At 63.7% G+C, this 24,609-nt stretch carries 24 protein-coding genes and 1 pseudogene; 5 read left to right on the forward strand and 20 right to left on the reverse strand.

What is annotated here, in order from left to right; all coding sequences use genetic code 11:
- Nucleotides 1-29: 29 nt before the first annotated feature.
- The 3 genes from AC629_RS18835 to AC629_RS18845 form a co-directional block, all read right to left on the reverse strand.
- Nucleotides 30-482: a c-type cytochrome gene (locus AC629_RS18835; protein ID WP_084806525.1), complete on the reverse strand. Its 453-nt coding sequence runs from the start codon at nt 480-482 to the stop codon at nt 30-32.
- A 96-nt stretch (nt 483-578) separates the two neighbouring features.
- On the reverse strand, nt 579-839 hold the full coding sequence (locus AC629_RS18840; protein ID WP_084806526.1) for a cytochrome C oxidase subunit IV family protein: 261 nt from the start codon (nt 837-839) through the stop codon (nt 579-581).
- Between the two features lie 2 nt (nt 840-841).
- Nucleotides 842-1,417: a cytochrome c oxidase subunit 3 family protein gene (locus tag AC629_RS18845; protein ID WP_084806527.1), complete on the reverse strand. Its 576-nt coding sequence runs from the start codon at nt 1,415-1,417 to the stop codon at nt 842-844.
- A gap of 175 nt (nt 1,418-1,592) precedes the next feature.
- Here AC629_RS18845 and AC629_RS46905 point away from each other — a divergent pair, with 175 nt between their 5' ends.
- Nucleotides 1,593-1,748, forward strand: a complete 156-nt coding sequence (locus AC629_RS46905; RefSeq protein WP_167561242.1) for a hypothetical protein — start codon at nt 1,593-1,595, stop codon at nt 1,746-1,748.
- Nucleotides 1,749-1,774: 26 nt separating this feature from the next.
- On the opposite strand, the gene AC629_RS18850 is transcribed toward AC629_RS46905, so the two are convergent.
- The 16 genes and pseudogenes from AC629_RS18850 to AC629_RS18925 all read right to left on the reverse strand — a co-directional run bounded on the left by AC629_RS18850 (nt 1,775) and on the right by AC629_RS18925 (nt 18,829).
- Nucleotides 1,775-2,995 carry a sensor histidine kinase gene (locus AC629_RS18850; protein ID WP_245331915.1) on the reverse strand — a complete coding sequence of 407 codons (1,221 nt, stop codon included), beginning with the start codon at nt 2,993-2,995 and terminating at the stop codon, nt 1,775-1,777.
- A 259-nt stretch (nt 2,996-3,254) separates the two neighbouring features.
- Nucleotides 3,255-4,445: a multiple monosaccharide ABC transporter permease gene (gene mmsB, locus AC629_RS18855; protein ID WP_084806528.1), complete on the reverse strand. Its 1,191-nt coding sequence runs from the start codon at nt 4,443-4,445 to the stop codon at nt 3,255-3,257.
- Nucleotides 4,442-6,019, reverse strand: a complete 1,578-nt coding sequence (gene mmsA, locus AC629_RS18860; protein ID WP_084806529.1) for a multiple monosaccharide ABC transporter ATP-binding protein — start codon at nt 6,017-6,019, stop codon at nt 4,442-4,444. The genes mmsB and mmsA overlap by 4 nt, the downstream gene beginning before the upstream one ends.
- Before the next feature lie 71 nt (nt 6,020-6,090).
- Nucleotides 6,091-7,164: a multiple monosaccharide ABC transporter substrate-binding protein gene (gene chvE / locus AC629_RS18865; RefSeq protein ID WP_084806530.1), complete on the reverse strand. Its 1,074-nt coding sequence runs from the start codon at nt 7,162-7,164 to the stop codon at nt 6,091-6,093.
- A gap of 72 nt (nt 7,165-7,236) precedes the next feature.
- The gene (locus tag AC629_RS18870) at nt 7,237-8,115 is read right to left on the reverse strand and encodes an SMP-30/gluconolactonase/LRE family protein (protein WP_084806531.1); all 879 of its coding nucleotides are present in this window, start codon (nt 8,113-8,115) and stop codon (nt 7,237-7,239) included.
- On the reverse strand, nt 8,115-9,191 hold the full coding sequence (locus AC629_RS18875) for an aldose epimerase family protein (protein WP_084806532.1): 1,077 nt from the start codon (nt 9,189-9,191) through the stop codon (nt 8,115-8,117). Before AC629_RS18875 ends, AC629_RS18870 begins: the two co-directional genes overlap by 1 nt.
- 2 nt (nt 9,192-9,193) lie before the next feature.
- Entirely contained in the window at nt 9,194-10,120 is a 927-nt protein-coding gene (locus tag AC629_RS18880) for a Gfo/Idh/MocA family protein (protein WP_084806533.1), read from the reverse strand.
- Nucleotides 10,117-10,894, reverse strand: a pseudogene (locus tag AC629_RS18885) (FadR/GntR family transcriptional regulator). The gene AC629_RS18880 and the pseudogene AC629_RS18885 overlap by 4 nt, the downstream one beginning before the upstream one ends.
- Before the next feature lie 338 nt (nt 10,895-11,232).
- On the reverse strand, nt 11,233-12,405 hold the full coding sequence (locus AC629_RS18890; protein ID WP_084806547.1) for a fumarylacetoacetate hydrolase family protein: 1,173 nt from the start codon (nt 12,403-12,405) through the stop codon (nt 11,233-11,235).
- A gap of 134 nt (nt 12,406-12,539) precedes the next feature.
- Nucleotides 12,540-13,598, reverse strand: a complete 1,059-nt coding sequence (locus AC629_RS18895) for a YeiH family protein (protein WP_084806534.1) — start codon at nt 13,596-13,598, stop codon at nt 12,540-12,542.
- Between the two features lie 111 nt (nt 13,599-13,709).
- Entirely contained in the window at nt 13,710-13,928 is a 219-nt protein-coding gene (locus AC629_RS18900; RefSeq protein WP_084806535.1) for a hypothetical protein, read from the reverse strand.
- 164 nt (nt 13,929-14,092) lie between these two features.
- Nucleotides 14,093-14,806 carry an ABC transporter ATP-binding protein gene (locus AC629_RS18905; protein WP_084806536.1) on the reverse strand — a complete coding sequence of 238 codons (714 nt, stop codon included), beginning with the start codon at nt 14,804-14,806 and terminating at the stop codon, nt 14,093-14,095.
- Nucleotides 14,803-15,558 (reverse strand): ABC transporter ATP-binding protein, encoded by a 756-nt coding sequence (locus AC629_RS18910; RefSeq protein ID WP_084806537.1) that lies wholly within the window; start codon nt 15,556-15,558, stop codon nt 14,803-14,805. The genes AC629_RS18905 and AC629_RS18910 overlap by 4 nt, the downstream gene beginning before the upstream one ends.
- 2 nt (nt 15,559-15,560) lie before the next feature.
- Nucleotides 15,561-16,580, reverse strand: a complete 1,020-nt coding sequence (locus tag AC629_RS18915) for a branched-chain amino acid ABC transporter permease (RefSeq protein ID WP_084806538.1) — start codon at nt 16,578-16,580, stop codon at nt 15,561-15,563.
- Entirely contained in the window at nt 16,577-17,479 is a 903-nt protein-coding gene (locus tag AC629_RS18920) for a branched-chain amino acid ABC transporter permease (RefSeq protein WP_084806548.1), read from the reverse strand. The genes AC629_RS18915 and AC629_RS18920 overlap by 4 nt, the downstream gene beginning before the upstream one ends.
- 90 nt (nt 17,480-17,569) lie before the next feature.
- On the reverse strand, nt 17,570-18,829 hold the full coding sequence (locus tag AC629_RS18925) for an ABC transporter substrate-binding protein (RefSeq protein ID WP_084806539.1): 1,260 nt from the start codon (nt 18,827-18,829) through the stop codon (nt 17,570-17,572).
- Between the two features lie 172 nt (nt 18,830-19,001).
- On the opposite strand from AC629_RS18925, the gene AC629_RS18930 reads away from it, so the two are divergent.
- The 4 genes from AC629_RS18930 to AC629_RS18945 all read left to right on the forward strand — a co-directional run bounded on the left by AC629_RS18930 (nt 19,002) and on the right by AC629_RS18945 (nt 23,857).
- On the forward strand, nt 19,002-20,495 hold the full coding sequence (locus AC629_RS18930; protein ID WP_084806540.1) for an AMP-binding protein: 1,494 nt from the start codon (nt 19,002-19,004) through the stop codon (nt 20,493-20,495).
- Nucleotides 20,492-21,139, forward strand: coding sequence for a TetR/AcrR family transcriptional regulator (locus AC629_RS18935; protein ID WP_084806541.1), 648 nt, complete (start codon nt 20,492-20,494; stop codon nt 21,137-21,139). Before AC629_RS18930 ends, AC629_RS18935 begins: the two co-directional genes overlap by 4 nt.
- A complete protein-coding gene (locus AC629_RS18940) occupies nt 21,136-23,046 on the forward strand; it encodes a flavin-containing monooxygenase (protein ID WP_084806542.1) in 1,911 nt (636 codons plus the stop codon). Before AC629_RS18935 ends, AC629_RS18940 begins: the two co-directional genes overlap by 4 nt.
- A gap of 175 nt (nt 23,047-23,221) precedes the next feature.
- Nucleotides 23,222-23,857 carry a 2-hydroxychromene-2-carboxylate isomerase gene (locus tag AC629_RS18945; protein ID WP_084806543.1) on the forward strand — a complete coding sequence of 212 codons (636 nt, stop codon included), beginning with the start codon at nt 23,222-23,224 and terminating at the stop codon, nt 23,855-23,857.
- Between the two features lie 105 nt (nt 23,858-23,962).
- Here AC629_RS18945 and AC629_RS18950 read toward each other — a convergent pair.
- Nucleotides 23,963-24,609, reverse strand: a 647-nt coding sequence (locus AC629_RS18950; RefSeq protein ID WP_168195524.1) for an alanine dehydrogenase, incomplete at its 5' end; no start/stop codon positions are given.

Below are 24,609 nucleotides of genomic sequence, written 5' to 3' on the forward strand. Positions count from 1 at the left end.
GTTCTCTCTGTCTTGAAAGAGGAAAGCGCTCAGCCGGCCTTGTTCGGCGGCCATTCCTGGCGCTTGATCTTGCTGGTCCATTGCAGGAAGTCGGCAAGATCGTTGAGCTCCTGGTCGGTGAGGTTGAACTGCGGCATCTGCCGCCGCCCCTCCGCGCCCGAAGGTTGCGACTGCATCCAGGCCTTCAGCGTCTCGCGCGCGCCGGCCGGATCCTCGTTGCCGCCCCAGCGATCCCAGACGTTGCCGACTTCAGGCGCGAAATAGGCGCCCTCGCCGAGCAAGGTGTGGCAGTTGATGCAGGAGTTCCTCTCCCAGACATGCTTGCCGCGCGCGACCGACGCTGTCAGCGTCGTCGCGTCCGTCGAGGTCGTTGCCATGTAGTAGTGGCTGTGCGCCGTCAGCCCTATGAAGATGGCGAAGAAAAAGGCCGAGCCGCCGTAGAAGACGTTTCGAGCGGCCGACTTGGTCAGGCGTTCAGCCATTGCCAATCCTTTCGTTTGATTCCTGTCGAATAATTCGATGCTGCGATTTATTGCCGATTGGTCCGGCCCACTCTTTGTCAGGGCGCAATGAGCGCGTCAGATCAGGGCGACGACGGCGGAGGCGAGCCAGGCAAACAGCGCGACGATGACGATCCATGCGCTCACGAGGCCGCGCCAGAGCGAAGGCGCGGCCCGAAGATCCATGAAGTCGAGCGCAATCCGGCGTCCCTTGATGGCGGCGAGGGCCAGCAGCAGGGCGTTGCCGAGCAGCGGTCGCGGCATGAGCGGCGGCAACAGGATGGTCGCAATCGCGAGGCCGATCAGTGCGAGCCAGGTGATGTCGAGACGATTCGGCATCGTCACCGCACCAGATACAGAATCGGGAACATCACGATCCAGACCAGATCGACCATGTGCCAGAACGCGGTTCCCGTCTCGACCCCGGGCGCCTCTGCGCGGCGACCGACGACGGCGAGAATCACGATGCCGAGGCAGACATGCAGGAGATGGAAGCCGGTCAGGAGGAAGTAGAGCGTGAAGAACGGACTGGTTTCGAGCCCGATGCCGCGTCCGATCTCCCCGCCATATTCGACCAGCTTGAGCGCCACGAACAGGCCGCCGAGCGCCACGGCTCCGAGAAGCCAATACCGTGTCGTCGGCCGTAGTCCTGCTCGCGCGGCCTTCACAGCTCGCGCCGCCGCCCAGCCGCTGGTGACCAGCACAACGGTATTCAGCCCGGCGAGATGCGAGTCGAGCTCCGCCTGCCCCGCCGCGAACACCGCGGGATGGATCGCGCGGGCAACCGTGAAGGCACCGAGAAACAAACCGAAGGCGGCGAGCTCGCTGAAGATCAGCACCCAGATCATGGGATCGCCGGGGAGCTCTTCCAAGATTCCCCAGCCGGTTCCGTGTTCTTCGCAATCGGCTGCCGACATTTGCTTTCCGGATCAGGACACCGGCCAGCCTTAGCTCACCCGCCTCGATCCGAGTTTGTTGAGGGACAAACAGAGCGACCGGCGGGGAGTTTGTTTGCGCCGACGCAACGTCCGGCCGGCCGCATCGCGGTACGGACCACCTCGACCCCGGATCCACGGAGCGGCGAGCAATGACATGAGCGAAGCGCAACTAGGCCTGATGACGGCGACACCCATCATCATCGTGTTCGCCATCGCGCTCCGGCGAATGGGCGTACTGTCGACGGTGGCAACCGTATCGGCGGTGAGCCTCTCCGTCGCGATCGCAACGGTGCTGTTCACAACGCAGTAATCCGGACACCGCGGGTAAGGATGCGATCAGCTATCGCTGGATCGCCGGTCGGGCGCCATTCTTGGCAGGATGAGCTGAAACCTCGTGCCCGCGCCGGGCTTGCTCTCAAGCCGGAGCTGTCCGCCCAATCGATCGACGACGATGCTGTGGACGATATGCAGACCGAGGCCGCTCGCGCCGTCATGCCGGCGCGTGGTGAAGAATGGGTCGAAGGCCCGCCGCTCCACGTCGGGAGCCATGCCGCAGCCGTCGTCGGCAAACAGCAGCTCAACCTGCGCATGGTCGACAGCACGGAGCGAGACGTTGATACTCCCGGTCTCGCCGCTGGAAAACGCATGCGTCATCGAGTTGACTGCAAGATTGGTGAGCACCTGACCGAAAGGCCCGGGGTAGCTGTCCATGACAAGGCCAGGTTCGCTGTGGAGACTGAGTGCGATATCGCGCGTTCGCAGTTGCCGTTCGAACTGCGAGAGAACCTGGCCTGTCAGCTCGCCGGCGTCGAAGCTACGCCGATGTGGCTCGGTCTGATCGGCCGCCACCTGCTTGAAGGACTGCACCCGCTCGGCGGCGCGGTCGAGATTCGTGACCAGCTGTGCCGAAGCATCCCTGACCAGCTCCAGAAATCCTGTCAATGTCGAACGCTTGAGATTGCCCCGCGCGACCTCCGCGGCGAACTGCTCGGCCTTGCGCTGCAGCGTCGAGGCCACCGTCAGGCTGCTGCCGAGCGGCGTGTTGATCTCGTGCGCGACACCGGCAACCATGCGCCCCAGCGCAGCCAGCTTTTCCGCCTCGACCAGGGTGGCCTGGACATCGCGCAAATGGCGAAGCGCGGTCTCGGCGGCATCCTTGGCGCTGCGGATTTCCCGCTCGGCGCGCTTGCGCTCGGTGATCTCTTCCGCCGCCACGTTGACCGCGACAATTTCACCATTGGGCATTCGCAGTGGATGCCAATAGGTGACCCAGGAGCGCTCCTCGAGCTGATCGGCCCGTTGCCCCGCCACCTCGATTCCGATCACGGGTTCTCCCGTGGCGACGATCGAGCGCACAATTTGCTCGACAGAATCCGCCAGTGCAGGCACGCAGTCTCTGACGGTACGCCCGAGATGGCCCTCGACGGATATGCCACAGATTTCGGTCAGACGCTGGTTGATAAGCAGGTATCGGCAGTCCAGCGACAGACAGGCCAACCCGATCGGGGCGGTATCGTAGATCAGTTGCAACGCCGGCAATGTCGAGACCAGCAGCACCTCTGAAGCCGGCGATGACCTCACTGTACTTGTCACTCAGGTTCCCCGCGATCCCTTGCGCCAACCGCATGAGATTAGCATGGAATTGGCCACAGGTTGATCTAGATCAACAATACACGTCGGGCAGGTGTTGTCTCAAGCTGGAACACATCCCGAGGCCTCAGGGAACCGGTAGGGGACAGCGGCCCCGGATTGCGCGGAGCCTGTCATCGGGCGGCGCTTCGCGCCGACCCGTTGGCTCCATCCGGGCTACGCAGCGTCACCGCCGCTGATTATACACGTCGATGCAGACGGCCCCGAGCAGCACCAGGCCCTTGATGACCTGCTGGTAGTCGATGCCGATGCCGAGGATGGACATGCCGTTGTTCATCACCCCCATGATCATGGCGCCGACCACGGCGCCGCCGACGCGCCCGACCCCGCCATAGGCCGAGGCACCGCCGATGAAGCAGGCGGCGATGACGTCGAGCTCGAAGCCGAGGCCCGCCTTCGGCGTCGCGGTGTTGAGGCGCGCGGCGAAGACAAGGCCGGCGAGCGCGGCGAGCACGCCCATGTTGACGAAGGTGAGGAAGGTCAGCCGCTCGGTCTTGATGCCCGAGAGCTTGGCGGCTTTGGCGTTGCCGCCGACCGCATAGATCTGGCGGCCGATCACTGTACGGCGGGTAACGAAACCGTAGAGCGCGATCAGGGCACTCATGATCACCAGCACGTTCGGCAGGCCGCGATAGGTCGCGATCAGATAGGTGAAGTAAAGCACCGCGCAGGCCAGCACGATGCTCTTGCCGAGAAAGAACGCATAGGGCTCGACCTCGATCCCGTGCGACTGCTCGCGCGCGCGGCTTTTGGCGCTGGCATAGACGAGGCCGAGCGCGAGCACCGCCCCGATCAGCATCGATGTCGGATGCAGCGTGCCGGCTTCAGGCAGCAGTTCCGGAATGAAGCCCGACGACAATTTCTGGAACGTCGGCGGGAACGGTCCGAGTGATTGGCCCTGCAACACCGCGAGCGCAAGACCCTTGAACACCAGCATGCCGGCCAGCGTCACGATGAAGGATGGGATCTTGAAATAAGCGACCCAATAACCTTGCGCCGCGCCAATGGCAGCGCCGACCGCGAGGCAGGCGATGAAGGCGAGCGTGTAGTCGACCTTGTAGGTCACCATGAGCAAGGCGGCCACGGCACCGACGAAGCCCGCCACCGAACCAACCGACAAGTCGATATGTCCGGTCACGATCACCAGCAGCATGCCCAGCGCCATGATGACGATGTAGCTGTTCTGCAGCACCAGATTGGTGAGGTTGAGCGGCTGGAGCAGCGTTCCGCCGGTCATGACCTGGAAGAACAACATGATCGCAATCAACGACAGCAGCATGCCGTAATTGCGCAGATTGTTTTTGATGAAGCTACCGTGCCGGCGCTCCTCGGGCAGCGAAACCGCCTTGTCGGTCATGGCTGCGATCCTCCCATTTCCGCGGCCTCAGGCGCGCCGCTGCCAAAGTTTCTATTGTTACGCATGATGGCGCGCATAATCTTTTCCTGTGTCGCTTCAGCGCCCGGGAACTCGCCGACGAAGGCGCCGTCGTTCATGACACAGATGCGGTCGCAGATGCCGAGCAACTCTGGCATCTCCGAGGAAATCACCACCACGCCGCGGCCGGCCTCCGCAAGCTCGTTGATGATACAGTAAATCTCGTATTTGGCGCCGACATCGATGCCCCGCGTCGGCTCGTCCAGGATCAGCACCTTGGGATCGGTCATCAGCCATTTCGACAGCACCACCTTCTGCTGGTTGCCGCCGGAGAGCTGGCCGGTCTCCTGATAAACGTCGGAGCAGCGGATGCGCATGCGGTTGCGGTAGTCGCTGGCGATCTTCAGCTCGGCGATATCGTCGATCACCCGCCCCGGTGCGACCTGGTCGAGGCTTGCGAGTGTGATGTTCTTGCGGACGTCGTCGGCGAGGATCAGCCCGAGCTGCTTGCGGTCCTCGGTGACATAGGCAAGGCCGGCGTCAATCGCGGCCGCGACGCTTGGCAACACGACCTCCCTGCCCTGGAGCCGGAGATGGCCGCTGATGCTGGTGCCCCAGGAGCGGCCGAACAGACTCATGGCGAATTCGGTGCGGCCGGCGCCCATCAGCCCCGCAATGCCGACGACCTCACCGCGCTTCACGCTGAAATCGATGTTCTTGATCACCTGCCGCTCGGGATGAACAGGGTGATAGACCGACCAGTTCGCGACTTCGAGGACGGGCTCGCCGATCCTGGCGCTGCGCTCGGGAAAACGATGGGCGAGATCGCGGTTGACCATGCTGCGGATGATGCGGTCTTCCTGGATCGACTCGGCATGGCAGTCGATGCTGTCGACGGTGCGGCCGTCACGCAGCACAGTGATGTGGTCGGCAACGCGCGCGACCTCGTTCAGCTTATGCGAGATCAGGATCGAGCCGATGCCCTGCTCGCGGAAGGCTATGAGGCGCTCGAGCAGCGCGGCGCTGTCGGCCTCGTTGAGGCTGGCGGTCGGCTCGTCCAGGATCAGCATCCGCACTCGCTTGGACAGCGCTTTCGCAATCTCGACCAGCTGCTGCTTGCCGACGCCGAGATCGGTGATCAGCGTATCCGGCGATTCCCTCAAGCCGACCTGCGCAAGGAGTTCGCGCGTCCGCCGGTACACCGCGTCGCGATCGATTACGCCGAACTTAGACGGCGGGTGCGACAGGAAGATGTTTTCCGCGATCGACATCAGCGGGATCAGCGCCAGCTCCTGGTGGATGATGATGATGCCGAGCGCCTCGGAATCGTTGATGTCGCGAAAACGTCGCTCCTCACCCTCGAAGACGATCGTGCCCTCGTAGCTGCCATACGGATAGACGCCGCTGAGCACCTTCATCAGCGTGGACTTGCCGGCACCGTTCTCGCCGACGAGGGCGTGGATCTGCCCGGCCTCGACCGAGAAGTTGACGTCGCGCAGCGCCTGCACACCGGCAAAGCTCTTGCTGACATTGCGCATCTCCAGCATTGCGGTCATCGCGTCTTGTCCCGTATCGCAGAGGAATTGTCCGGCAGGCGCCGCCCGCCTGCCGGACCGGCCGCCTCACCTCACTGGAATTGCGACTTCTTGTAGTAACCGCTGTCGACCAGGACCTTCTCCCAGTTGTCCTTGTAGACCACGACCGGCTTGAGCAGGTAGGACGGCACGGTCTTCACGCCGTTCTCGTAGGTCTTGGTGTCGTTGACCGTGACCTGCTTGCCGGCGAGCGCCGCGTCGACCATGTCGGCGGTCACCTTGGCGAGGTCGCGGGTGTCCTTGAAGATGGTCGAGTACTGATCGCCGCGCAGCATCGCCTTGATCGAGGGTACCTCGGCATCCTGGCCCGAGATAACAGGCATCGGCTGGTCGGCGCTGCCATAGCCGACCCCCTTCAGCGAGGAGATGATGCCGATCGAAAGGCCGTCATAGGGCGACAGCACGGCGTTGACCTTCTTGTTGCCGTAGTAAGCGCTAAGCAGATTGTCCATGCGGGCCTGTGCGGTGGCACCGTCCCAGCGGAGCGTAGCGACCTTGTCCATGCCCATTTGGCCCGAGGCGACAACGAGCTTGCCGCTGTCGATGTAGGGCTTCAGCACGCTCATCGCGCCGTTGTAGAAAAAGTAGGCGTTGTTGTCGTCGGGCGAGCCGCCGAACAGCTCGATGTTGAACGGACCCTTGCCCTCCTTCAGGCCGAGCCCCTTCTCGATCGACTGCGCCTGGAGCACGCCGACCTGGAAATTGTCGAAGGTCGCGTAATAGTCGACATTCGGCGTGCCGCGGATCAGGCGGTCATAGGCGATCACGGTGATGCCCTTGGCCTTGGCCTGCTTGAGCACGTCGGAGAGCGTAGTGCCGTCGATCGCGGCGATCACCAGCGCCTTGGCGCCCTTGGTCACCATGTTCTCGACCTGCGAGAGCTGGTTCGGAATGTCGTCCTCGGCATATTGCAGGTCGGTGTTGTAGCCGCGCTCCTTCAGAACCTTGACCATGTTGTTGCCGTCGTCGATCCAGCGCGCAGAGGATTTGGTCGGCATGGCGATGCCGACGGTCGGCTTGTCCTGGGCGGACACAGTTACGCCCGCGGCCATAGTCGCAGCGCCGGCCAGTGCCAACGCGAGAAAGGTCGTCTTCAGTTTCAGCATGTTTCACTCCCTTGGGTGTCAGACTGTTTTTCGTGTCGTCGAGAACGTTGGTCGTGGGCGGCTCCGGGTCTCCTATGCGAGCTTGACGTCGGGCTCCGCGCGACCGTGCGCGGATGCCTCCAATAGAAAAGTGCAGCCGGCTTGCGGATCGGCGGAGCGCGCCGCCTCGTCCATGTCCTGCCAAGCCGAGGTGACGAGGAGGCGCGACAAGTCGGGACCGACGAAGGCCGGGCAACTCGCCTGCTTTGCCGGCACGCTTAGTGAGCGCAGACGCCCGCCTTGCGGAGAGTAGACATCAATACGGCTGGCGCCCCAGCACGCGTTCCAGATTTGCCCGTCGGCGTCGCACACCGAGCCGTCGAGGCCGCCGATGCCGATGTGGCGCAGCAGCACCTCTGGATCGCCTCGCGGCAAACCGGTCGCGGGATTGAGCGGCACCGCGTAGAGCACCGCGCGCGCGGTGTCGGCGAAGTAGCCAATGGCTCCATCCGGCGAGAAGCAGATCGAGTTGGGAATGCTGATGCCGGGAAACAGCGTCAGGATCTTGCCGCGGTGGAACGCGTAGATGGCGCCTGCACCCGGCTCGGCCTTGCGGCCCATGGTGCCGATCCAGAATGTGCCGGACTGATGCACACGGGCATCGTTGGACCGGGTCGCGGGATTGTCGGCTTCGAGCGGACAGAGCAGCGTCATCGCGCCATCGGCAAGCGTGCGGACGTAGAGACCGTCCTCGGCGACGATCAACTGGCGTTCGGCATCGATGCGCCCGAGCGCACTCGCCATCCGGCCGAGCGTGTGGACGCGGATCGCGCCGCTGCCGAGATGCGCCTCGAACAGCCGCTCCTCGCGGATATCGAACCACCAGGCCGTGTCGGAGGTCGCGTCATAGGTCGGACCTTCACCGAGGTGGCAAGGCTCCGTGGAGAGAACGGATGTCGGCACCTGTTCCATCATGGCGACCTCACCGCAAAGCGATAGACCGTGTGATGGCGATAGACCTCACCGGGCGCAAGGCGTGGGCTCGGGAAATCCGGCCGGTTCGGCGCGTCAGGCCAGATGTGCGGCTCCAGGCAAATAGCATCCGACTGGCGATACAGCTTGCCGCCCTTCCCCGAAATTGTGCCGTCGAGATAATTGCCGGAATAGACTTGGAGGCCAGGCTGATCGGTAAGGAGCTCCATAACGCGCCCAGAGCGTGGTGCTTCCAGTCGCGCCGCGAGAGCGAGCCTGCCGTCGCGCCCGAGACAGTAGGTGTGGTCGTAGCCTTTGCCGTTGTGCAATTGCTGATCGTTCTCGCGGATGCGCGCGCCAACGGCCTGGGCGTTGCGAAAATCGAACGGCGTGCCGGCCACCGCGCGCGGTGGCTCCGGCAGCGGGATCGCGGTCGGATCAATCGCGAGAAAATGTTCGGCGGCGACCATCAAGCGGTGGTCGAGAATGGGCGTGCCTGACGTCGCGCCTTCCAGATTGAAGAAGCTGTGATTGGTCAGGTTGACGATGGTCGGCCGGTCCGTTCGCGCTTCCATGCTGAGCGACAGCTCGGTCGGGCCGGTGACGCGATAGGTCAGGCGCACGTCGAGCCGGCCGGGATAGTTCTCTTCACCGTGCGGACTGACATAGGTCAGCGTCACAGCGGGCTCGGCGCTATCATCGATGCTGGCGATCTCCCAGAGCTTGCAGTCGAACCCGTCGAGACCGCCGTGCAGCGCGTTGGGGCCGTTGTTGACTGGAAGCTGCACCGTCTCGCCATCGAGCGAAAACTGTCCCTTGGCGATGCGGTTGGCGTAGCGGCCGACTGTGGCGCCAAAGAACTTTCGCTCGGCGAGATAGCCTGAGAACGCGTCATGGCCGAGCACGACGTCGTCGTAGCTTCCGTTCGCGTCCGGCGCGATCAACGCTTGCAGCACAGCGCCATGGGTGATGATGCGCGCCTCGAAGCCGCCCTCCCCGTGCAGCACGATGCGCTCGACGTTGCGACCGTCAGGCAGCGTTCCGAAGACGTCTTTTTTGATTTTTGGGCCAGCCATGTTCAGTCCACAAACGGTTCGACCAGAGTGCGCTTGCCGAGCAGGAAGGCATCGGCGACGAGACGAAGCGGTGCCAGGTCGACGTCACTCGCGCCTGTTACGGCGAGCTTGACGAAGCGCCGGTACAACTCGCGGTATTCCTCGTCGGGGGCCTCGGCAACTGCCTTGCCGTCGATCGCCATGCGCCTGCCACCTCCGGACAACATCATCCGGCCTCGGTCGGTTTCCACCAGGATATCCCAGCTCTGCGGCCCGGTCTGACGGAAGTCGAATTCGGCGGTAACAGGCAGACCGCCGATGTCGGTCAGCGTCAGATTTGCGGCAATCGGGGCCTCGCAATTGGACGGAAACGCAAGCTCGGCTGCGGTGACGAAGACCGGCTTCGGCAGGATGCGGGTCAGGATCGACAGCGCGTTGATGCCGGGGTCGAACACGCCGAGCCCGCCCGGCTCCCAGATCCAGCCCTGCCCGGGATGCCAGACGCGGACGTCCTCTTTCCAGTTGATGTGAACGGACAGGATCTGGCGTGAGGCGAGCCACGCGCGCGCCGGCTCGACCGCCGGCGCATAACGCGAATGCCAGGTCGCAAACAGCGTGCGCTTCGCATCCGCCGCCATCGCGATCAAGGGATCGAGCTCGACAACGCCGGCGCCGGGCGGCTTCTCCAGCATGACATGCTTACCGGCGGCGAGCGCCGCAGCCGCCTGGGCGCGGCGCACCTGTGGCGGCGTGCAGAGCGACACCGCATCGATCGGCGGCCCCTTCGCCAGCAATTCCTCGATGGTGGCAAAATGCGGCAGGTCCGGCAGCGAGGCGTTGCGGCTGGCGACGGCCGCGAGCGTCGCGCCCGGTGTCGCGGCGATCGCACCGACATGCTGGTCGCGCGCGATCTTGCCGAAGCCGACGATGGCGATACGAAGGTCCGTCACGATCTCTCTCCAGATGCCGCAGACGGCAACGCCTCGGCCGGCGCGGTCTCGATCACCGTGCCCTCGTGGCGGCGCATGCCGTTATGAATGACGTAGACCATCGCCTCCGATGCGCGCTCGGCATCCCCCCGTCGCGATCGCATCGACGATCTTCTGATGCCAGAGCAGCACGGCCTCGCGATCCTCCGGCTCGACCGGTGCGCTGAGCAGGAACGAGGCGCGCAACGCGGCCTCGATGACATGCCCGATCGATCGCATGAACAGATTTCCGGAGGCGCGTGCCACGGCAACATGGAGCGCGAGGTCGGCATCGGCAAAACCCACCGAGTCGGACGCTTCAAGCCGCATACGCTCCATGCTGCGGCGAAGCGCGGCAACGTCCTCCTCGGACCGCTGCGCCGCTGCGAGCCAAGCCGCACGCGGTTCGACCGCGAGACGAATCTCGGCGAGGTCGTTGAGGAAGCGCTTGTCGATGCCGGCGTCCAGATGCCATGCCAGTACGTCGGCGTCGAACATGTTCCAGGCGGCACGCTCGCGCACGACGGTGCCGACCCGTGCCTTGGTGGTGAGCAGGCCCTTGGCGACCAGGGTCTTGACGCTCTCCCGCAGCACCGGACGCGACACGCCGAACATCGCGGTGAGCTCGGCATCCCCGGGCAACCGCGTCCCTTCGGCATAGCGGCCGGCGATGATGTCGACGCCGATCGAGCGAGCGACTTCCGCGTTGTTGGAATGAGCCCGCCGCGTCGGAATGACGACGATGCGCGAGGTCATGAGGCGCCTCTCCCAATATCGGCGAGCGCCAATTTTGGTAGTATGGCACCCACGCATCGCCTGACGGGCGATTTTCGGGTACTATTTCACGGAAGTGGCGGGCCTACTAGTCATATTATTTGACTATTTGGGTGGCACGCTCAGAGCGATTTTGTTCCGCGAATACAACGCGGAGATGAAAGATACTGAGTGTTGTGGCATCGTTATGGCCGGCTGGGCCTCCACGCCTTGCCTCGCGGGACAACAGAACGTTGATGCCCGGGACAAGCCCGGGCATGACGGTCTCATAAAAATTCGCGTGTGCAATCTGCTGCCGCAAGCGGCAGAGTGGCGAAGCGCTAGATCAGCTTCCGCTGCGCCAGATTCTTCATCAGCGCGCCGATTCCAAAAGTCCAGGGCTCGCACTCGTCGCTCGTGCGCATGCGGTTGACCAGCTTGCCGAGCTGGGGTGCAGCGATCGTGACGATGTCGTCGCGCTTGTGCGTGAACCCCTGCCCCGGCGCCTCGCGATCCTTGACCGGTGCGAACATCGTGCCGAGGAATAGCACGAAGCCGTCGGGATACTGATGCACCTTCCCGATCGTCTGCTCGACCAGATCGGTCGGGTCACGGCTGATCTTGCTGATCGAGGAATGGCCGTCGAGGACGAAACCGTCTGTCCCCTTCACGTTCAGGCTGATGTCGAGCTTGCGCGCGTCGTCGAGCGAGAAGCTGTCGTCGAACAGGCGCAGCAGCGGCCCGATCGAGCAGGAGGCGTTGTTGTCCTTGGCCTTCGACAAGAGCAGCGCCGAACGTCCCTCGAAGTCGCGCAAGTTCACGTCGTTGCCGAGCGCGCCGCCGACGATCTTGCCGCGGCTCGACACGAACAGAACGAGCTCGGGCTCCGGGTTGTTCCAGGTCGACTTCGGATGCAGGCCGGCATCCATGCCCGTGCCGACCGAAGACAATGTCGGCGCCTTGGTGAAGACCTCGGCGTCGGGGCCAATGCCGACTTCGAGATATTGACTCCAGGCGTTCTGGTCGATCAGCACCTGCTTCAGCCGCATCGCCTGGTCCGAGCCCGGCTTGAGCTTTGACAGATCGTCGCCGATGAGCCGCGTCACTTCCTTGCGGATCGCTTCGGCCGAGGCCGGATTGCCCTTCGCGCGCTCCTCGATCACGCGTTCCAGCATCGAGATGGCAAAGGTGACGCCAGCGGCCTTCAGGGTCTGGAGATCGACGGGCGCAAGCAACCACGGCTTCTGGCGGTCGCGCTGGTCTGGCGGCGTATTGGCGACGATGGCCTCGAGATCGCCGATGCGCTCGCCCTTGGTCGCAGCAAGCGCTTTTGCCGGATTGTCCTCTTCGCAGAGCGCACTGACGGTCGGAAACTTTGCGGTGACATCGAAGACACCGTCGCTGCGCACGGCGACCACGGCCGGACCGTTCGCCTGCGGCAACCAGACGCGGCCGGCCAGCGTTCCTCGCGTGCCGTCCTCGGGGAGAAGCTCTTTTGCAGTCAGTGTCGTCATGGCCGCGTCCTCACTCTTTCTCAGATCGGCCACTTTCACAGCGGCCGACCACATTGGCGAAGACCAATAAAGGTCTGGCGCGGGAAGTCCAGAGCGGCAGCGCGCTGCTATTCATGTGCGCTGCACGCGATCACTCATTTGAACCAGTGCACGAGTGCGATGCTGATCCCGAGCAGAAGCAACAACGAGAGCGTCACGGCAGCCGTCACCCTGCCGCCGACATTGGCGAGCACGCGCACGTCGACGCCGAGACCCAGCGCGGCCATCGACACCACCGTGAGAAAGCTGGTGATCTTCGCTACCGGCCCGACCACCGTGCCCGGCACGATCTCCAGGGAGCGAAGGGTGGCCAGCGCAAGGAAGCCGAGGATGAACCAGGGGACGAGACGGAAGAAGCCGACATTGGTCTTCTTTGCGCTGCTCTGCCAGCGCGAGGCGACCAGAGAGAGGCCGACGACCACAGGCCCGAGCATCAGGACGCGCATCAATTTCACGAGCGTTCCGATCTGCGTGCTGATGAGCCCGGCCGGAACTGTCGCCGCAAGTACCTGCGGCACCGCATAGACGGTGAGGCCCGCGAGGATGCCGTATTGCGTGGCCGACAATTGCAGGAGCGGAATCAGGAGCGGCAGGCCCAGCACCATCATCACGCCGAGGATCGCGGTGAAGGAGATCGAGGACGCGATCTCGTCGCTGTTGGCGCCGATGATCGGAGCCACGGCGGCGATCGCGGAGTTGCCGCAGATGGAGTTGCCGCAGGCAATCAGGATCGACAGGCGCGTCGACAGGCCGAGCATCCGGCTGAGGCCGAAGGAGACGCAGAGCGCGATCACTACAACCGCGGCGATCGATGCCAGCAGCGCAATGCCCGAGGCCGCGATCGCGGCAAAGCTGATGGAAGCTCCGAGCAGCATGACCGCGACTTCGAGGAGCTGTTTGGCGCTGAAGGCGATGCCCGCCTGCCAACGCGGCGCGGGTTTCCAGAAGCTGCGCAGGGCCATCCCGAGCAGGATCGCCATCACCAGCGCCTCGACATAGGGGTGCTCGAAAATGCCTAGCTCCGCCCGCTCGAGCAGGGCCGACACACCGGCGACGGCAATGCAGAGGAGGATGCCCGGAATCAGCGCCGCAATGCGACTCGCAGCGGTGGTCGGCTTGGCGTCGGCCGGGCTGGATGCTTGATTCTGCGACACAAATCTCTCCCAGAGGAGAAGGATTTATACGCAGCGACGCCCGATTGGGAAATAAGTTTTCGACATATCTGGGCCGAGGGAAGCTCTATCCTCAGCCCGGAATAATCTGCGTCAGAAGATCAGGCTCTTGGCGAGCGAAGCCACTCGGCTGAAGCTGTCATAGACGCCCGGCTCGAAGAAGGCGGCGCGAGCAAGCACGATCGCCGCCACCAGCGACCAGAACAAGCCAGTGCCGGCCCGCAGCAGCATCTTTGACGCACGCGACCGCGGCTGCGTGTCCTTTGCGGACACCAGTTGCTCGCCGAAGGGCTCAAATCCGGTGCGTTCCATAACTGCCGATCCACCAATTTCTCATAGGAATGTCGTCGTTTCGGCCCCAAACAGCAATGGAAGCGATTGGCTTTTTTGCCGCGCGGAGGGGAATCTCCTTCCGCCTGATGGTCCCGGGACAATGGTTTTCTTCTTCCGCCCTATTTTGACACCGGAGCCCTTGGCTACAGCGCCAGGTAGCGGCGTCGGATGGCGTCGTTGGCCTTCAGCTCATCGATGCCGGCGGCATAGACGATCTGCCCCTTGTCGATGACCGTGGCGTGGCTCGCAAGACCCAGACAGAAATGCATGTTCTGCTCGGCGATCAGCACGGTCGAACCGAGCTTACGGAGCTGGCGTAGCAGCTCGCCGATCCGCTGCACGATGATCGGGGCGAGCCCCTCGCTCGGCTCATCGAGCAACAGGAGCGCCGGATTGCCCATCAGCGTGCGCGCGATCGCAAGCATCTGCTGCTCGCCGCCCGAGAGGCGTCCTGCGATGCGGTGGCGGAGCGGCTCCAAAAGCGGGAAGACTTCGTAGATGCGCTTGATCGGCCATTCGTCCTGGCCTTGTGGCCCGCGCTTCTTGCCGATGACCAGATTGTCCTCGACCGTGTGCTCCGGAAAGATCTGGCGATCCTCCGGCACGAAGCCGAGACCGGCGCGGGCGATATGATGCGGCTTTTGGCCCGAGATCACCGTCCCGCGCAGGCTCACTTTGCCCCGTCGCGGCGGCGCCAGGCCCATGATCGCCTTCATCGTCGTCGATTTGCCGGCGCCGTTACGTCCCAGCAGCGCCATGGTCTCACCCTGCCGAACCGAGAGGCCGACGCCGAACAGGATCTGGCTCGTGCCGTAGTAGACATCGAGATCGGCGACTTCAATGACAACAGCGCTCATGCGGCGGCTCCCGCATGTTCGGTACCGAGATAGGCGTCGATCACGGCACTGTTGTTGCGGATCTCGTCGGGAGTGCCCGTTGCCAGGATGCGGCCGTAGCAGAGCACGACGATCTTCGGGGCGATCTTGAACACGATGTCCATATCGTGCTCGATGAAGACGACGGTGATCTTCTGCGTCTCCCAGAGCTCGCGCACCTTGTCGATCATGCGCCAGCGCTCCTCCGGCCCCATGCCGGCCGTCGGCTCGTCCAGCAGCAGCACTTTTGGTTCGAGCACCAAGGCCAGCGCGATGTCGAGCAGCTTCTGGTCGCCATGCGACAGCGTCGCCGCGGTGCGGTTGCGCTTTCCGGCGAGCCCCAGCAACTCCATCACGTGCTCGGCACGGTCGCGCGTCTCGGGCAAGGGGAAGCGCTTGTGCAGCACCGCGGATGAGCGCTGGTCGGCACTGACGGCGGCCAGCATGGTCTCCTGCACCGTGAGTGATTTGAAGATGCTTGCCACCTGGAAGGCGCGGCCGATGCCGTGGCGCACGATCTCCGGCGGCGAGCGACCGGCGAGATCGACGCCGTCAAGCAGAACCTGGCCGGAATCCGGCTTGAGCGCGCCGGTGATCAGGTTGAAGAAGGTGCTCTTGCCGGCGCCGTTCGGGCCGATGACCGCGGTGAGCGAGCCGTCGGGGAAGTCAAGCGTGACGTCGTTGGTCGCCTTCACGCCGCCGAAGGATTTTGCGAGGTTGCGGATCTCGAGCATGGCTAGCGCCCCTCACCTGCGTCGCGCCGATGCGCGAACCATTCGGCGACGAAATCCAGCAGGCCTTTGCGCAGGCCCAGCGCGAAAAACAGGATGACGACACCGAGCACGATGCCGTGATACTCCGTGAAGCGCGTAACGGTGTCGTTGAGCAGCAACAGCAGCACGGTGCCGACCATCGGCCCCAGGAAGGTCGAGACGCCGCCGAGCATGTTGATGAAGATGCCCTCGCCCGAGATGGTCCAATAGGCGAATTCCGGATACGCGCCGGAAACGAACAGCGCCATCACCATGCCGCCCATCGAGGCGAACAGCGCCGCCAGCACGAACACGGTGAGCTTGGCGCGCCAGACGTCGATGCCGAGGAAGCTCGCGCGCGCGGCATTGTCGCGGACCATGCGCAGCGTGTAGCCGAACGGCGATTGTGCGATCTGGCGCATCGCGAGCAGGCCGAGGATCAGCAGCGCGCAGCTCGCGACATAGAGATGGACGTGATTGGCAAGATCGATTCCAAGGAATACCGGGCGCGGGATGCCGCCGCGCAGGCCCTGGTCACCACCGGTGAAGGAGGCCCAGGACAGGATCATCGAGTGGATGAGCATCTGGAAAGCCAGCGTGACGAAGGCGAAATAGATCTCCTTGAGCCGCACGCAGATCGCGCCGATGACGGCCGCGACCACCGCCGTGATCGCCAGCGTCGCGACGAAGGCGACCGGGATCGGCACGCCGAGCCGCTGCATGATCAGACCGAAACTATAGGCACCAAGGCCGAAGAACATGCCATGCCCGAACGAGGTCAGGCCGGTATAGCCGACCAGCAGGTTGAGCGAGGTCGCGAACAGGCCGTAGGCCGAGCAGCGGATGATGAAATCGAGCAGCGCCTTGCTGCCTGACAACAGCGGCAGGCACGCCAGAACGGCGAAGGCGATCAGAGCGATCAGCACGTCGCGGTAGCGCTGAAGCGCGGCGCCACTACGCACCGGCGCCAACCTCTGGGCACGCCCGGCCTCCAACTCGGTCATGCCGCCTCCTTGCCGAACAGGCCAGTGGGCTTGGAAACCAGCACGATCACCATGAACAGATACATCAGGCCTTCGGTAAACAGCGGAAAGCCGAGCGACCCGAAGGACCGGATCAGCCCGAGCAGCAGCGCGCCGATCAGCGCACCGAGGATTGAGCCCATGCCCCCGATCACGGTGACGATGAAGGATTCGATCAGCACCGAAAATCCCATGCCGGGGGTCAACGAGCGCACCGGCGCCGCAAGTGCGCCAGCAAGTCCCGCCAACATGCCACCAAGCGCGAACACGCCGCCATAGATCAGTCCGGTGTTGATGCCAAGCGCGGAGACCATGCCGGGATTATGCGCGGCGGCGCGGACCACCTTGCCGATGCGGCTGCGCGAGAGCCCTATTCCGAGCACGATCGCCACGACAAGCGCGACGCCGATCAGCAGCAGATAATATGGCGGCACCACGCCGCCGGCGATAAACAGCGGCATCACCTGGAAGGCAGACGGCATGCCCATCGACTTGAATTCGGGTCCCCAGATGATCCGCACGACGTCGTCGAAGATAAGCACGAACGCGTAGCAGACGAGGAGTTGCATCAGCACGTCGGCGCCATAGACGCGGCTCATGAAGACGCGCTCGAAAATCAGGCCGAGGATGGCGGTGCCAGCCGCGCCCGCCAGCATCGCGAGCGCAAAGCTTCCGGTGAGCTGATAGGCCGTCATCGCGAAATAGGCGCCGAACATGTAGAAGGCGCCGTGGCTGAAATTGACGATTTTGAGCACGCCGAAGATCAGCGTCAACCCGACCGCGACCAGGAACAGGAGCATGCCGATGATGAGGCCGCTGGTGGTTTGCGTCACCAGGCAGGCGGAACTGGAGAGGCAGCCGGCAAGCGCGTCAAGATCCACGGAAGCACTTTCATGGTCGTGCGCCTGATACGGCGCGGAAAACGAAACGAAGACGGCGGAGACGGTCACCCATCTCCGCCGCGTCTCGAATCAGGTGTAGCCCTTGCTCTTCTTCCACTCGGCTTCGAGCTCGAAGATGGCCTTCCAGTCTCCGGCCTTGACTTCCGGCACGTAGGGCTCCTGCGGGATCGTGGTGCCCCAGCCGATAGCGTAACCGACGAGCGTATGATCGTCGGCACGCATCGTCACGGTGCCGTCGGCGCCGAACGGGCACTTGATGGTGAGGCCCTTCAGCACCTCCGCGATCTTCTTGCCGTCGGTCGAATTTGCCTTCTTCGCCGCTTCGCTAAGGAACATCACGGCGGTCGCATTCTGCCACGACCAGTTGGTCGGATACTCGTTGTACTTGGCCTTGTAGGCATCGCCCCAGGCAGCGTTCTCCGGCGTGGCCGGGAAGGTCTTGATGTAGCGGTTGCCGGAATGAATGCCCTTCGGCAGGTTCTTCACCACCGTGAGTGCGGTGTAGTCGGCCATGTTGACCGCGAACACCTCCATCTGGCTGAACATCGCGTAGATGTTGGCCTGGTCGATATACGAGGTGAGATCGCCGCCCCACAGGCAGGAATACAGCGCCTGCGGCTTTGCCTGCAGGATCTTCGTTACCACTTCGGTATAGTCGGGCTGGAACAGCTTTGGCCAGGACTCGCTGATGACCTCGACGTCGGGCGCGAAGCGCTTCAGGTAGAGCGTGAACTCGCCGGTGGTGTCGCGTCCATAGGCGTAATCCGGCGAGCAGGTCGCCCACTTCTTCAGGCCCTTGGCTTTCGCGATCGAGGCGGCGTAGCTGCCGCCGACGATGGAGTCGTGGATGCCCTGGCGCACGCAGCGGAACGCATTCGGAATGTGCTGCTTGGGATCGGCCGTGAGCGAAGACGCTTCCGAGCAGGTGTGGACGCAGAGCACGCCGAGATCGCGCGCCACTTCATGCACCGCGAACGATCCGGACGACGCCTCGCCGTCGATCAGCCATTCGCAGCCATCGGTGTTGACGAGCTCGCGCGCGACGCGGGCGGCCTCCTGCGGCTGGCCCTTGGAGTCGCGGATCACCATCTCGATCTGCCGGCCGGCAAGGCCACCGGCGGCGTTGACCTTATCTACCTCAAGCATCACCGCGTTGCGCGACGACGTACCGAGCTGCGCGACCCGACCGGACAAAATCGTCGGCATGCCGATCTTGATGGTCTTGGCTTGCGCACGCGCCACCCACGGCGCGGCAACACTCATCGCACCGGCGCCCATCAGCGCCAGCGTTGAACGGCGGCTGATGCCCGGCTTGCGGGTTCTCGTCATTTTTCCCCTCCCTCTGTCGGGTCGGCGTTTCCTGTCCCTGTCGGAGATCGTCTCGTCTCCGTGTTCTCAAGGATTTCAGAGGTAGGGGGGTGACGTCAAGCCAAAGATGAATTACGAGTCATAATTCATCAAGAGAGGAAACGAGGCCGGCAATCGGTCCGAAATCCGCGCAATGATCAACCTGTCGAGCTTCATCGCCTTTCATGCCAGGTGCACGCCGGAGCGGCCTGCGCTGAAATATCGCGGCGAGGAGATCTCCTACGCGGTCTTCGACACACGCATCCGGCAAGCGGCCGGCTGGCTCGCCACGCAAGGCATCGGCGCCGGCGACGTGGTGGCCGTTTTGATGAAGAACAGCGCGGCGTTCCTTGAGCTGGTGTTCGCCACCAGCCATCTCGGCGCGGTGTTCTTGCCGATCAACTTCCGCCTCTCGCGCGATGAGGTTGGCTACATCGCCGGCAATGCCGGTGCGCGGCTGTTGATCGTCGATGAAGAACTCGCCGCGAATGCAGCGGGTGCCAGGATCGTGGTGCTGGACGAGGCCGCGCAGCAGAGCGTCGCGCGCCTCGCAGACGATGCGCAGCCCGCGCCGATGCACATCCGCCAGCCGTCCGACCTGATGCGACTGATGTACACCTCGGGCACGACTGACCGCCCCAAGGGCGTGATGCTCACTTACGATAATTTCTACTGGAAGTCGGCAGATCAGACGGTCGCGCTGGGCATCAACGCCGACACGCGGCTTCTCGTCGTCGGCCCACTCTATCATGTCGGCGCGCTCGACCTGCCCGGCATCGCAGTGCTCTGGCACGGCGGCTTCATCCACATCGAACGCAACTTCGAGCCTGAGACTGCGCTTGCGGCGATCGCCGAGGACAAGCTGAACGCCGCCTGGTTTGCGCCCGTCATGACCACGGCGATGCTCACCTGCTCTGCCCGCGACCGCTACGACGTATCCAGCTTGAAATGGGCGATCGGCGGCGGCGAGAAGACGCCGGAGGTGCGCATCCGCGCCTTCTCCGAATTCTTCCGCAATGCGCGATACATCGACGCCTATGGCCTCACCGAAACGGTCGGAGGCGACACCTTCATGGAGGCCGGGCGCGAGATCGAGAAGATCGGCTCGACCGGGCGCGCCATCGCCCATGTCGAGATCGAAATCCGCGATGAAGACGGCAGGACGCTACCGCCAAACGTCAATGGCGAGATCTGCCTGCGCGGGCCGAAGATCACGCGCGGCTATTGGAAGGCCCCGGAGAAGACGGCAGCAGCCTTTTTCGGCGACTGGTTCCGCAGCGGCGACGTCGGCTATCTCGACGACGAGGGCTTCCTGTACCTGACCGACCGCAAGAAGGACATGATCATCTCGGGAGGCGAGAACATTGCCTCTTCCGAAGTCGAGCGCGTCATCTACGACCTGCCCGAGGTCCGCGAGGTCGCGGTGATTGGCCTTCGCGATGCGCGCTGGGGCGAGCGGCCGGTTGCCATCATCGTGCTCGCTGAAGGCGCGAGTCTGGAACTCCCTACCCTCACCGAGCACTGCCGCGCGCGACTGGCCAGCTTCAAGGTGCCGAAAGAGCTCGTCATCCGCGACAGCCTCCCCCGCAATCCCAGCGGCAAAATCCTCAAGCGCGTGCTGCGCGCCGAGCTGGAGACTTCTGAATGACCCAAGCGAACGCGAGCGCCAAGGTGACCAAGCTCAACCGCGTCGAGCGCAACGCCTGGACCAAGCAGAAGATATTCGAGGCGGCCACGAAGATCGTCGGCAAGCACGGTTATGCCGAAGCCTCGGTCGCCCGCATCACCGAAGAAGCCGGGGTCGCGCAAGGCACTTTCTACAATCACTTCGAGAACCGCCAGGAACTGCTCGAACAGCTCTTGCCGAAGATCGGCATCGACATGGTCGAGTTCATCCGCGCCCGCACCGGCACTGCCGATGCTGCACGGCAGGAAATCGAGCGCTTCGCGGCCTTCTTCGACTTCATCCGTGAGGTGCCGGAATTCCTGCGCATCCTCAACGAAGCCGAATTCTTCGCGCCGATCGGCTACCAGAAGCATCTGGACAACATCTCGACTGCTTACGTCCGCATCCTGCGCCGCGCCCGGCTTGCAGGCGCGATCGAGGATTTTAGCGACGAGGAATTCGAGGCGATCGTGCACATGCTGATGGGTTCGCGCGGCTATCTCAGCCGCCGCTACTCCTACTCGGCTGACGGCGTCGTCGCCGTGCCGGACCACGTCATCTCCGCCTATCGCAAGCTGATGACGCGCGGCCTCTTCAATGTCTCCGAAGATCAGGAAACGCAATGAACATCGAATCTCCACGCAAGCCGCTCGACCTTGCCTCGGCGATCGCGGAAGCCGACATCCGCTGCCTCCTGATGGTGCTGGTCCACATGACAGGCGACGAGCGCTGGCTCGAGCCGCCCTACCTGCCCAAGCGCGACATCCGCCTCATTCCCGATCCCGAGGCCGGAGTGCCCCGGGAGATCCAGGACGAAATTCGCGCCGCGGTGGTCAAGCTCTTCGCCGACGGTACGCCAAAGCCTGTCGTCACCGATCCCGGCGAAGAGCTGTTGCTGAAGATGATGCGCGCGTGCCTCGGCGAGAACGTCGCGCCGGAATATGCGCCCCTGATGCGCGAGGAGATGGGCTTTGTGCCGCGCGAGGCGCGCTGGACGACGCGCCCCTCGGATGGCGAGCTCGCCGAGCAGCACGTGCTGATCGTCGGCGCGGGCGTCTGCGCTATCGCGCTCGGCGTCGCGCTCGGCCATCTCGGCATCCCCTACACCATCGTCGAGAAGAACGACGAACTCGGCGGCACCTGGTGGATCAACCGCTATCCCGGCTGCGGCGTCGATACGCCGAACCATTCCTATTCGTATTCGTTCGGCTCACGCAACGCATGGACGCGCTACTTCTGCCAGCGCGAGGAACTGCTCGGCTATCTGCTGAAGGTCGCGGACGAATACGGCATCCGCAAGCATCTGCGCGTCAACACCGAGCTGAGATCGTCGCGATGGGATGAAGGCAGGCGGCGTTGGATCTCCGCGCTCAAGACTGAGAACGGCGAGGAAACCTTCGAATCCACCGCGCTGGTCTCGGCCATCGGCCAGCTCAACGATCCCTCCCGCGCGCACTTCAAGGGCGAAGAAGACTTCAAGGGGACGATCCTGCATTCGGCGCTGTGGTCCGGAGATATCGATCTAGACGGCAAGCATGTCGCCGTGATCGGAACCGGCGCGACATCGATGCAGCTCGTGCCGTCGATCGCCAGCCGCGTCGCCTCGATCACGGTCTATCAGCGCAGCGCGCAGTGGGCGCGGCCCGTGAAAGGCTATTCCGACCCGATCACGGAGGGCGCGCGCTGGCTGCTGGCGCATCTGCCGTTCTATGTGCAGTGGTACCGCTTCAACATGTTCTGGCGCTACGGCGACGGCCTGCTTCCCTTCCTGCGCAAGGACCCGGCCTGGCCGCATCCCGAGCGCGCCGTCAACAAGGGCAACGACCGGCACCGCCAGGAACTGACTGACTTCATCCTGTCCGAATTGCAGGACCGGCCAGAGCTGATCGAGAAATGCGTGCCGACCTACCCGCCCTATGGCAAACGCATCCTGCTCGACAACAACTGGTTTAAGACCTTGACGCGCGAGAATGTCGAGCTCGTCACCGACACGATCGATCATTTTGACCGCGGAGGCATCGTCACCGCGGACGGTGAGCACCGCCCCGCCGACATCATCGTCGTCGCGACCGGCTTCAAAGTGACGGAGATGGCGGCGCGCCTCAACATCAGCGGCCGCGACGGCAAGAACTTGCGTGAGGCCTGGAGCAACGACAACCCGACCGCGTTCCTCGGCCTCACCGTGCCGGGCTTTCCAAACTTCTTCTGCATGCTCGGCCCCAACTCGGGTCCCGCCCATGGCGGCAGCGTTATCTTCCAGTCGGAATGCCAGAGCCGCTACATCTCTGCCTGTCTCGTCGACATGATCGAGCAAGGCGTCGCCGCCATCGACGTTCGTCAGGACATACTCGATGACTACGTCCAGAAGGTCGATGCCGAGCACGAGGCCATGATCTGGACCCATCCCGGCATGAGCACCTACTACCGCAACGCGAGCGGCCGCGTATTTTCGGCGATGCCCTGGCGCTTCGTGGACTATTGGCGCATGACACACGATCCGGATCTGCGACAATACAAGCTGACGAAGGCGTGACTCCCTTATCGACGCGGACTTGACGTAGGGTTAGCGTGCAGTCTCACCACATCGTCATTGCGAGCGAAGCGAAGCAATCCAGCATCTTTCCGCGGTGACACCCTGGATTGCTTCGCTTCGCTCGCAATGACGAGCTTGCGGCAGGCAGCGCCGCACATCCGAAAGGAAGCTTGCCATGTCTAAACCGCTTGTTCGCGTCTACACCGACTATAAGAGCCCCTACGCGTTCGTGGCGAACAAGCGGCTGTTCGAGCTCGAGGAGAAACATGGTGTCGAGCTCGAATGGCTTCCCTACACGCTGCGCGTTGCCGAATTCATGGGCACGGTGGAGGAGCGCACGCCGCATTTCTGGCGCAAGGTGCGCTACGCCTATATGGACGCGCGTCGCTATGCCAATGCGCAAGGGCTGGTCATGAAGGGACCTCGGCGGATCTACGACGCTTTCTATTCCAGCGTTGGAATGCTGTTCGCGCAGGCGCACGGCTTCTTCCGCCCGTACCATGACACGGTGTTCCGGAAATTCTGGAGCCATGAACTGGAGATCGACGACCTCGCCGCGATCACAGACGTCATCACGTCGTGCGGCGGATCGGCCGGCCAGTTCGAAGCCTACGTCAGCGGCCCTGCCCGCGCCGAGCACGACCGCATCATCGACGAGGCCGAGGCGCTCGGCGTGTTCGGCGTGCCGACCATGGTGTTCAACGGCGAGCTGTTCTGGGGCGGCGACCGCATCGACATGCTGATCGAGAGCATCGAGAGGCCCGAGACGGTCGAAGCCGCGCTCGGCAGCCGCCACCGCAAGCCGGCGTAGAGCCATTTCCGTTCCGATAAAATCGGAACAGGGCTCTAGATTCTTGCTTTGACGCGTTGTCTTTACGCGAACCGGTATCCACTTCGCTCGAAAACGCTCTGGCCTCTACGCCGCGAGCCCGCTTCCTACCGGCGCGAATTCCAGCCCGAGGCTTTCCGCCACCGCCTTGTTGGTAATGCGGCCGCGATGGACGTTCAGTCCGTTGCGCAAATGCGGGTTTTCCAGGACCGCTGCAAAGCCCTTGTCGGCGAGCATCAGGCCGAACGGCAGCGTTGCATTGTTCAGGGCCTGGCTCGATGTCACTGGCACTGCGCCCGGCATGTTGGCGACGCAATAATGCACGATGCCGTCGACTTCGTAGGTCGGATCCGTATGTGTGGTCGGATGCGAGGTCTCGAAGCAACCGCCCTGGTCGATCGCGACGTCGACCAGCACGGCGCCCGGCCGCATCGATTTCAGCATCGCCCGCGTGACGAGCTTTGGCGCGCTGGCGCCTGGCACCAGCACCGCGCCGATCACGACGTCCGCATTGAACACCTCCTCCTCGACCGATTCGATCGTGGAGAAGCGGGTACGCACCCGTCCGATAAAGAGATCATCCAGTTCGCGCAGCCGGGGGATCGAGCGGTCGATCACGGTGACCTCCGCGCCAAGGCCAGCGGCCATGCGCGCGGCCTGCGTTCCCACCACGCCACCGCCGAGCACGACGACGCGTGCCGGCTGCACGCCGGGTACACCGCCCAACAGCAGCC

Source organism: Bradyrhizobium sp. NAS80.1 (assembly GCF_001908205.1).
Taxonomy (GTDB): Bacteria; Pseudomonadota; Alphaproteobacteria; order Rhizobiales; family Xanthobacteraceae; genus Bradyrhizobium.

Coding starts and splice junctions, on each gene's coding strand:
- AC629_RS18925 (WP_084806539.1), bottom strand. CDS start 18,829: ATGACGAGAACCCGCAAGCCGGGCATCAGCCGCCGTTCAACGCTGGCG.
- AC629_RS18900 (WP_084806535.1), bottom strand. CDS start 13,928: ATGGAACGCACCGGATTTGAGCCCTTCGGCGAGCAACTGGTGTCCGCA.
- AC629_RS18915 (WP_084806538.1), bottom strand. CDS start 16,580: ATGACCGAGTTGGAGGCCGGGCGTGCCCAGAGGTTGGCGCCGGTGCGT.
- AC629_RS18875 (WP_084806532.1), bottom strand. CDS start 9,191: ATGGCTGGCCCAAAAATCAAAAAAGACGTCTTCGGAACGCTGCCTGAC.
- chvE (WP_084806530.1), bottom strand. CDS start 7,164: ATGCTGAAACTGAAGACGACCTTTCTCGCGTTGGCACTGGCCGGCGCT.
- AC629_RS18845 (WP_084806527.1), bottom strand. CDS start 1,417: ATGTCGGCAGCCGATTGCGAAGAACACGGAACCGGCTGGGGAATCTTG.
- AC629_RS18905 (WP_084806536.1), bottom strand. CDS start 14,806: ATGAGCGCTGTTGTCATTGAAGTCGCCGATCTCGATGTCTACTACGGC.
- AC629_RS18890 (WP_084806547.1), bottom strand. CDS start 12,405: ATGACGACACTGACTGCAAAAGAGCTTCTCCCCGAGGACGGCACGCGA.
- AC629_RS18935 (WP_084806541.1), top strand. CDS start 20,492: ATGACCCAAGCGAACGCGAGCGCCAAGGTGACCAAGCTCAACCGCGTC.
- AC629_RS18835 (WP_084806525.1), bottom strand. CDS start 482: ATGGCTGAACGCCTGACCAAGTCGGCCGCTCGAAACGTCTTCTACGGC.
- AC629_RS18930 (WP_084806540.1), top strand. CDS start 19,002: ATGATCAACCTGTCGAGCTTCATCGCCTTTCATGCCAGGTGCACGCCG.
- AC629_RS18870 (WP_084806531.1), bottom strand. CDS start 8,115: ATGGAACAGGTGCCGACATCCGTTCTCTCCACGGAGCCTTGCCACCTC.
- AC629_RS18940 (WP_084806542.1), top strand. CDS start 21,136: ATGAACATCGAATCTCCACGCAAGCCGCTCGACCTTGCCTCGGCGATC.
- AC629_RS18840 (WP_084806526.1), bottom strand. CDS start 839: ATGCCGAATCGTCTCGACATCACCTGGCTCGCACTGATCGGCCTCGCG.
- AC629_RS18945 (WP_084806543.1), top strand. CDS start 23,222: ATGTCTAAACCGCTTGTTCGCGTCTACACCGACTATAAGAGCCCCTAC.
- mmsB (WP_084806528.1), bottom strand. CDS start 4,445: ATGACCGACAAGGCGGTTTCGCTGCCCGAGGAGCGCCGGCACGGTAGC.
- AC629_RS46905 (WP_167561242.1), top strand. CDS start 1,593: ATGAGCGAAGCGCAACTAGGCCTGATGACGGCGACACCCATCATCATC.
- AC629_RS18910 (WP_084806537.1), bottom strand. CDS start 15,558: ATGCTCGAGATCCGCAACCTCGCAAAATCCTTCGGCGGCGTGAAGGCG.
- mmsA (WP_084806529.1), bottom strand. CDS start 6,019: ATGACCGCAATGCTGGAGATGCGCAATGTCAGCAAGAGCTTTGCCGGT.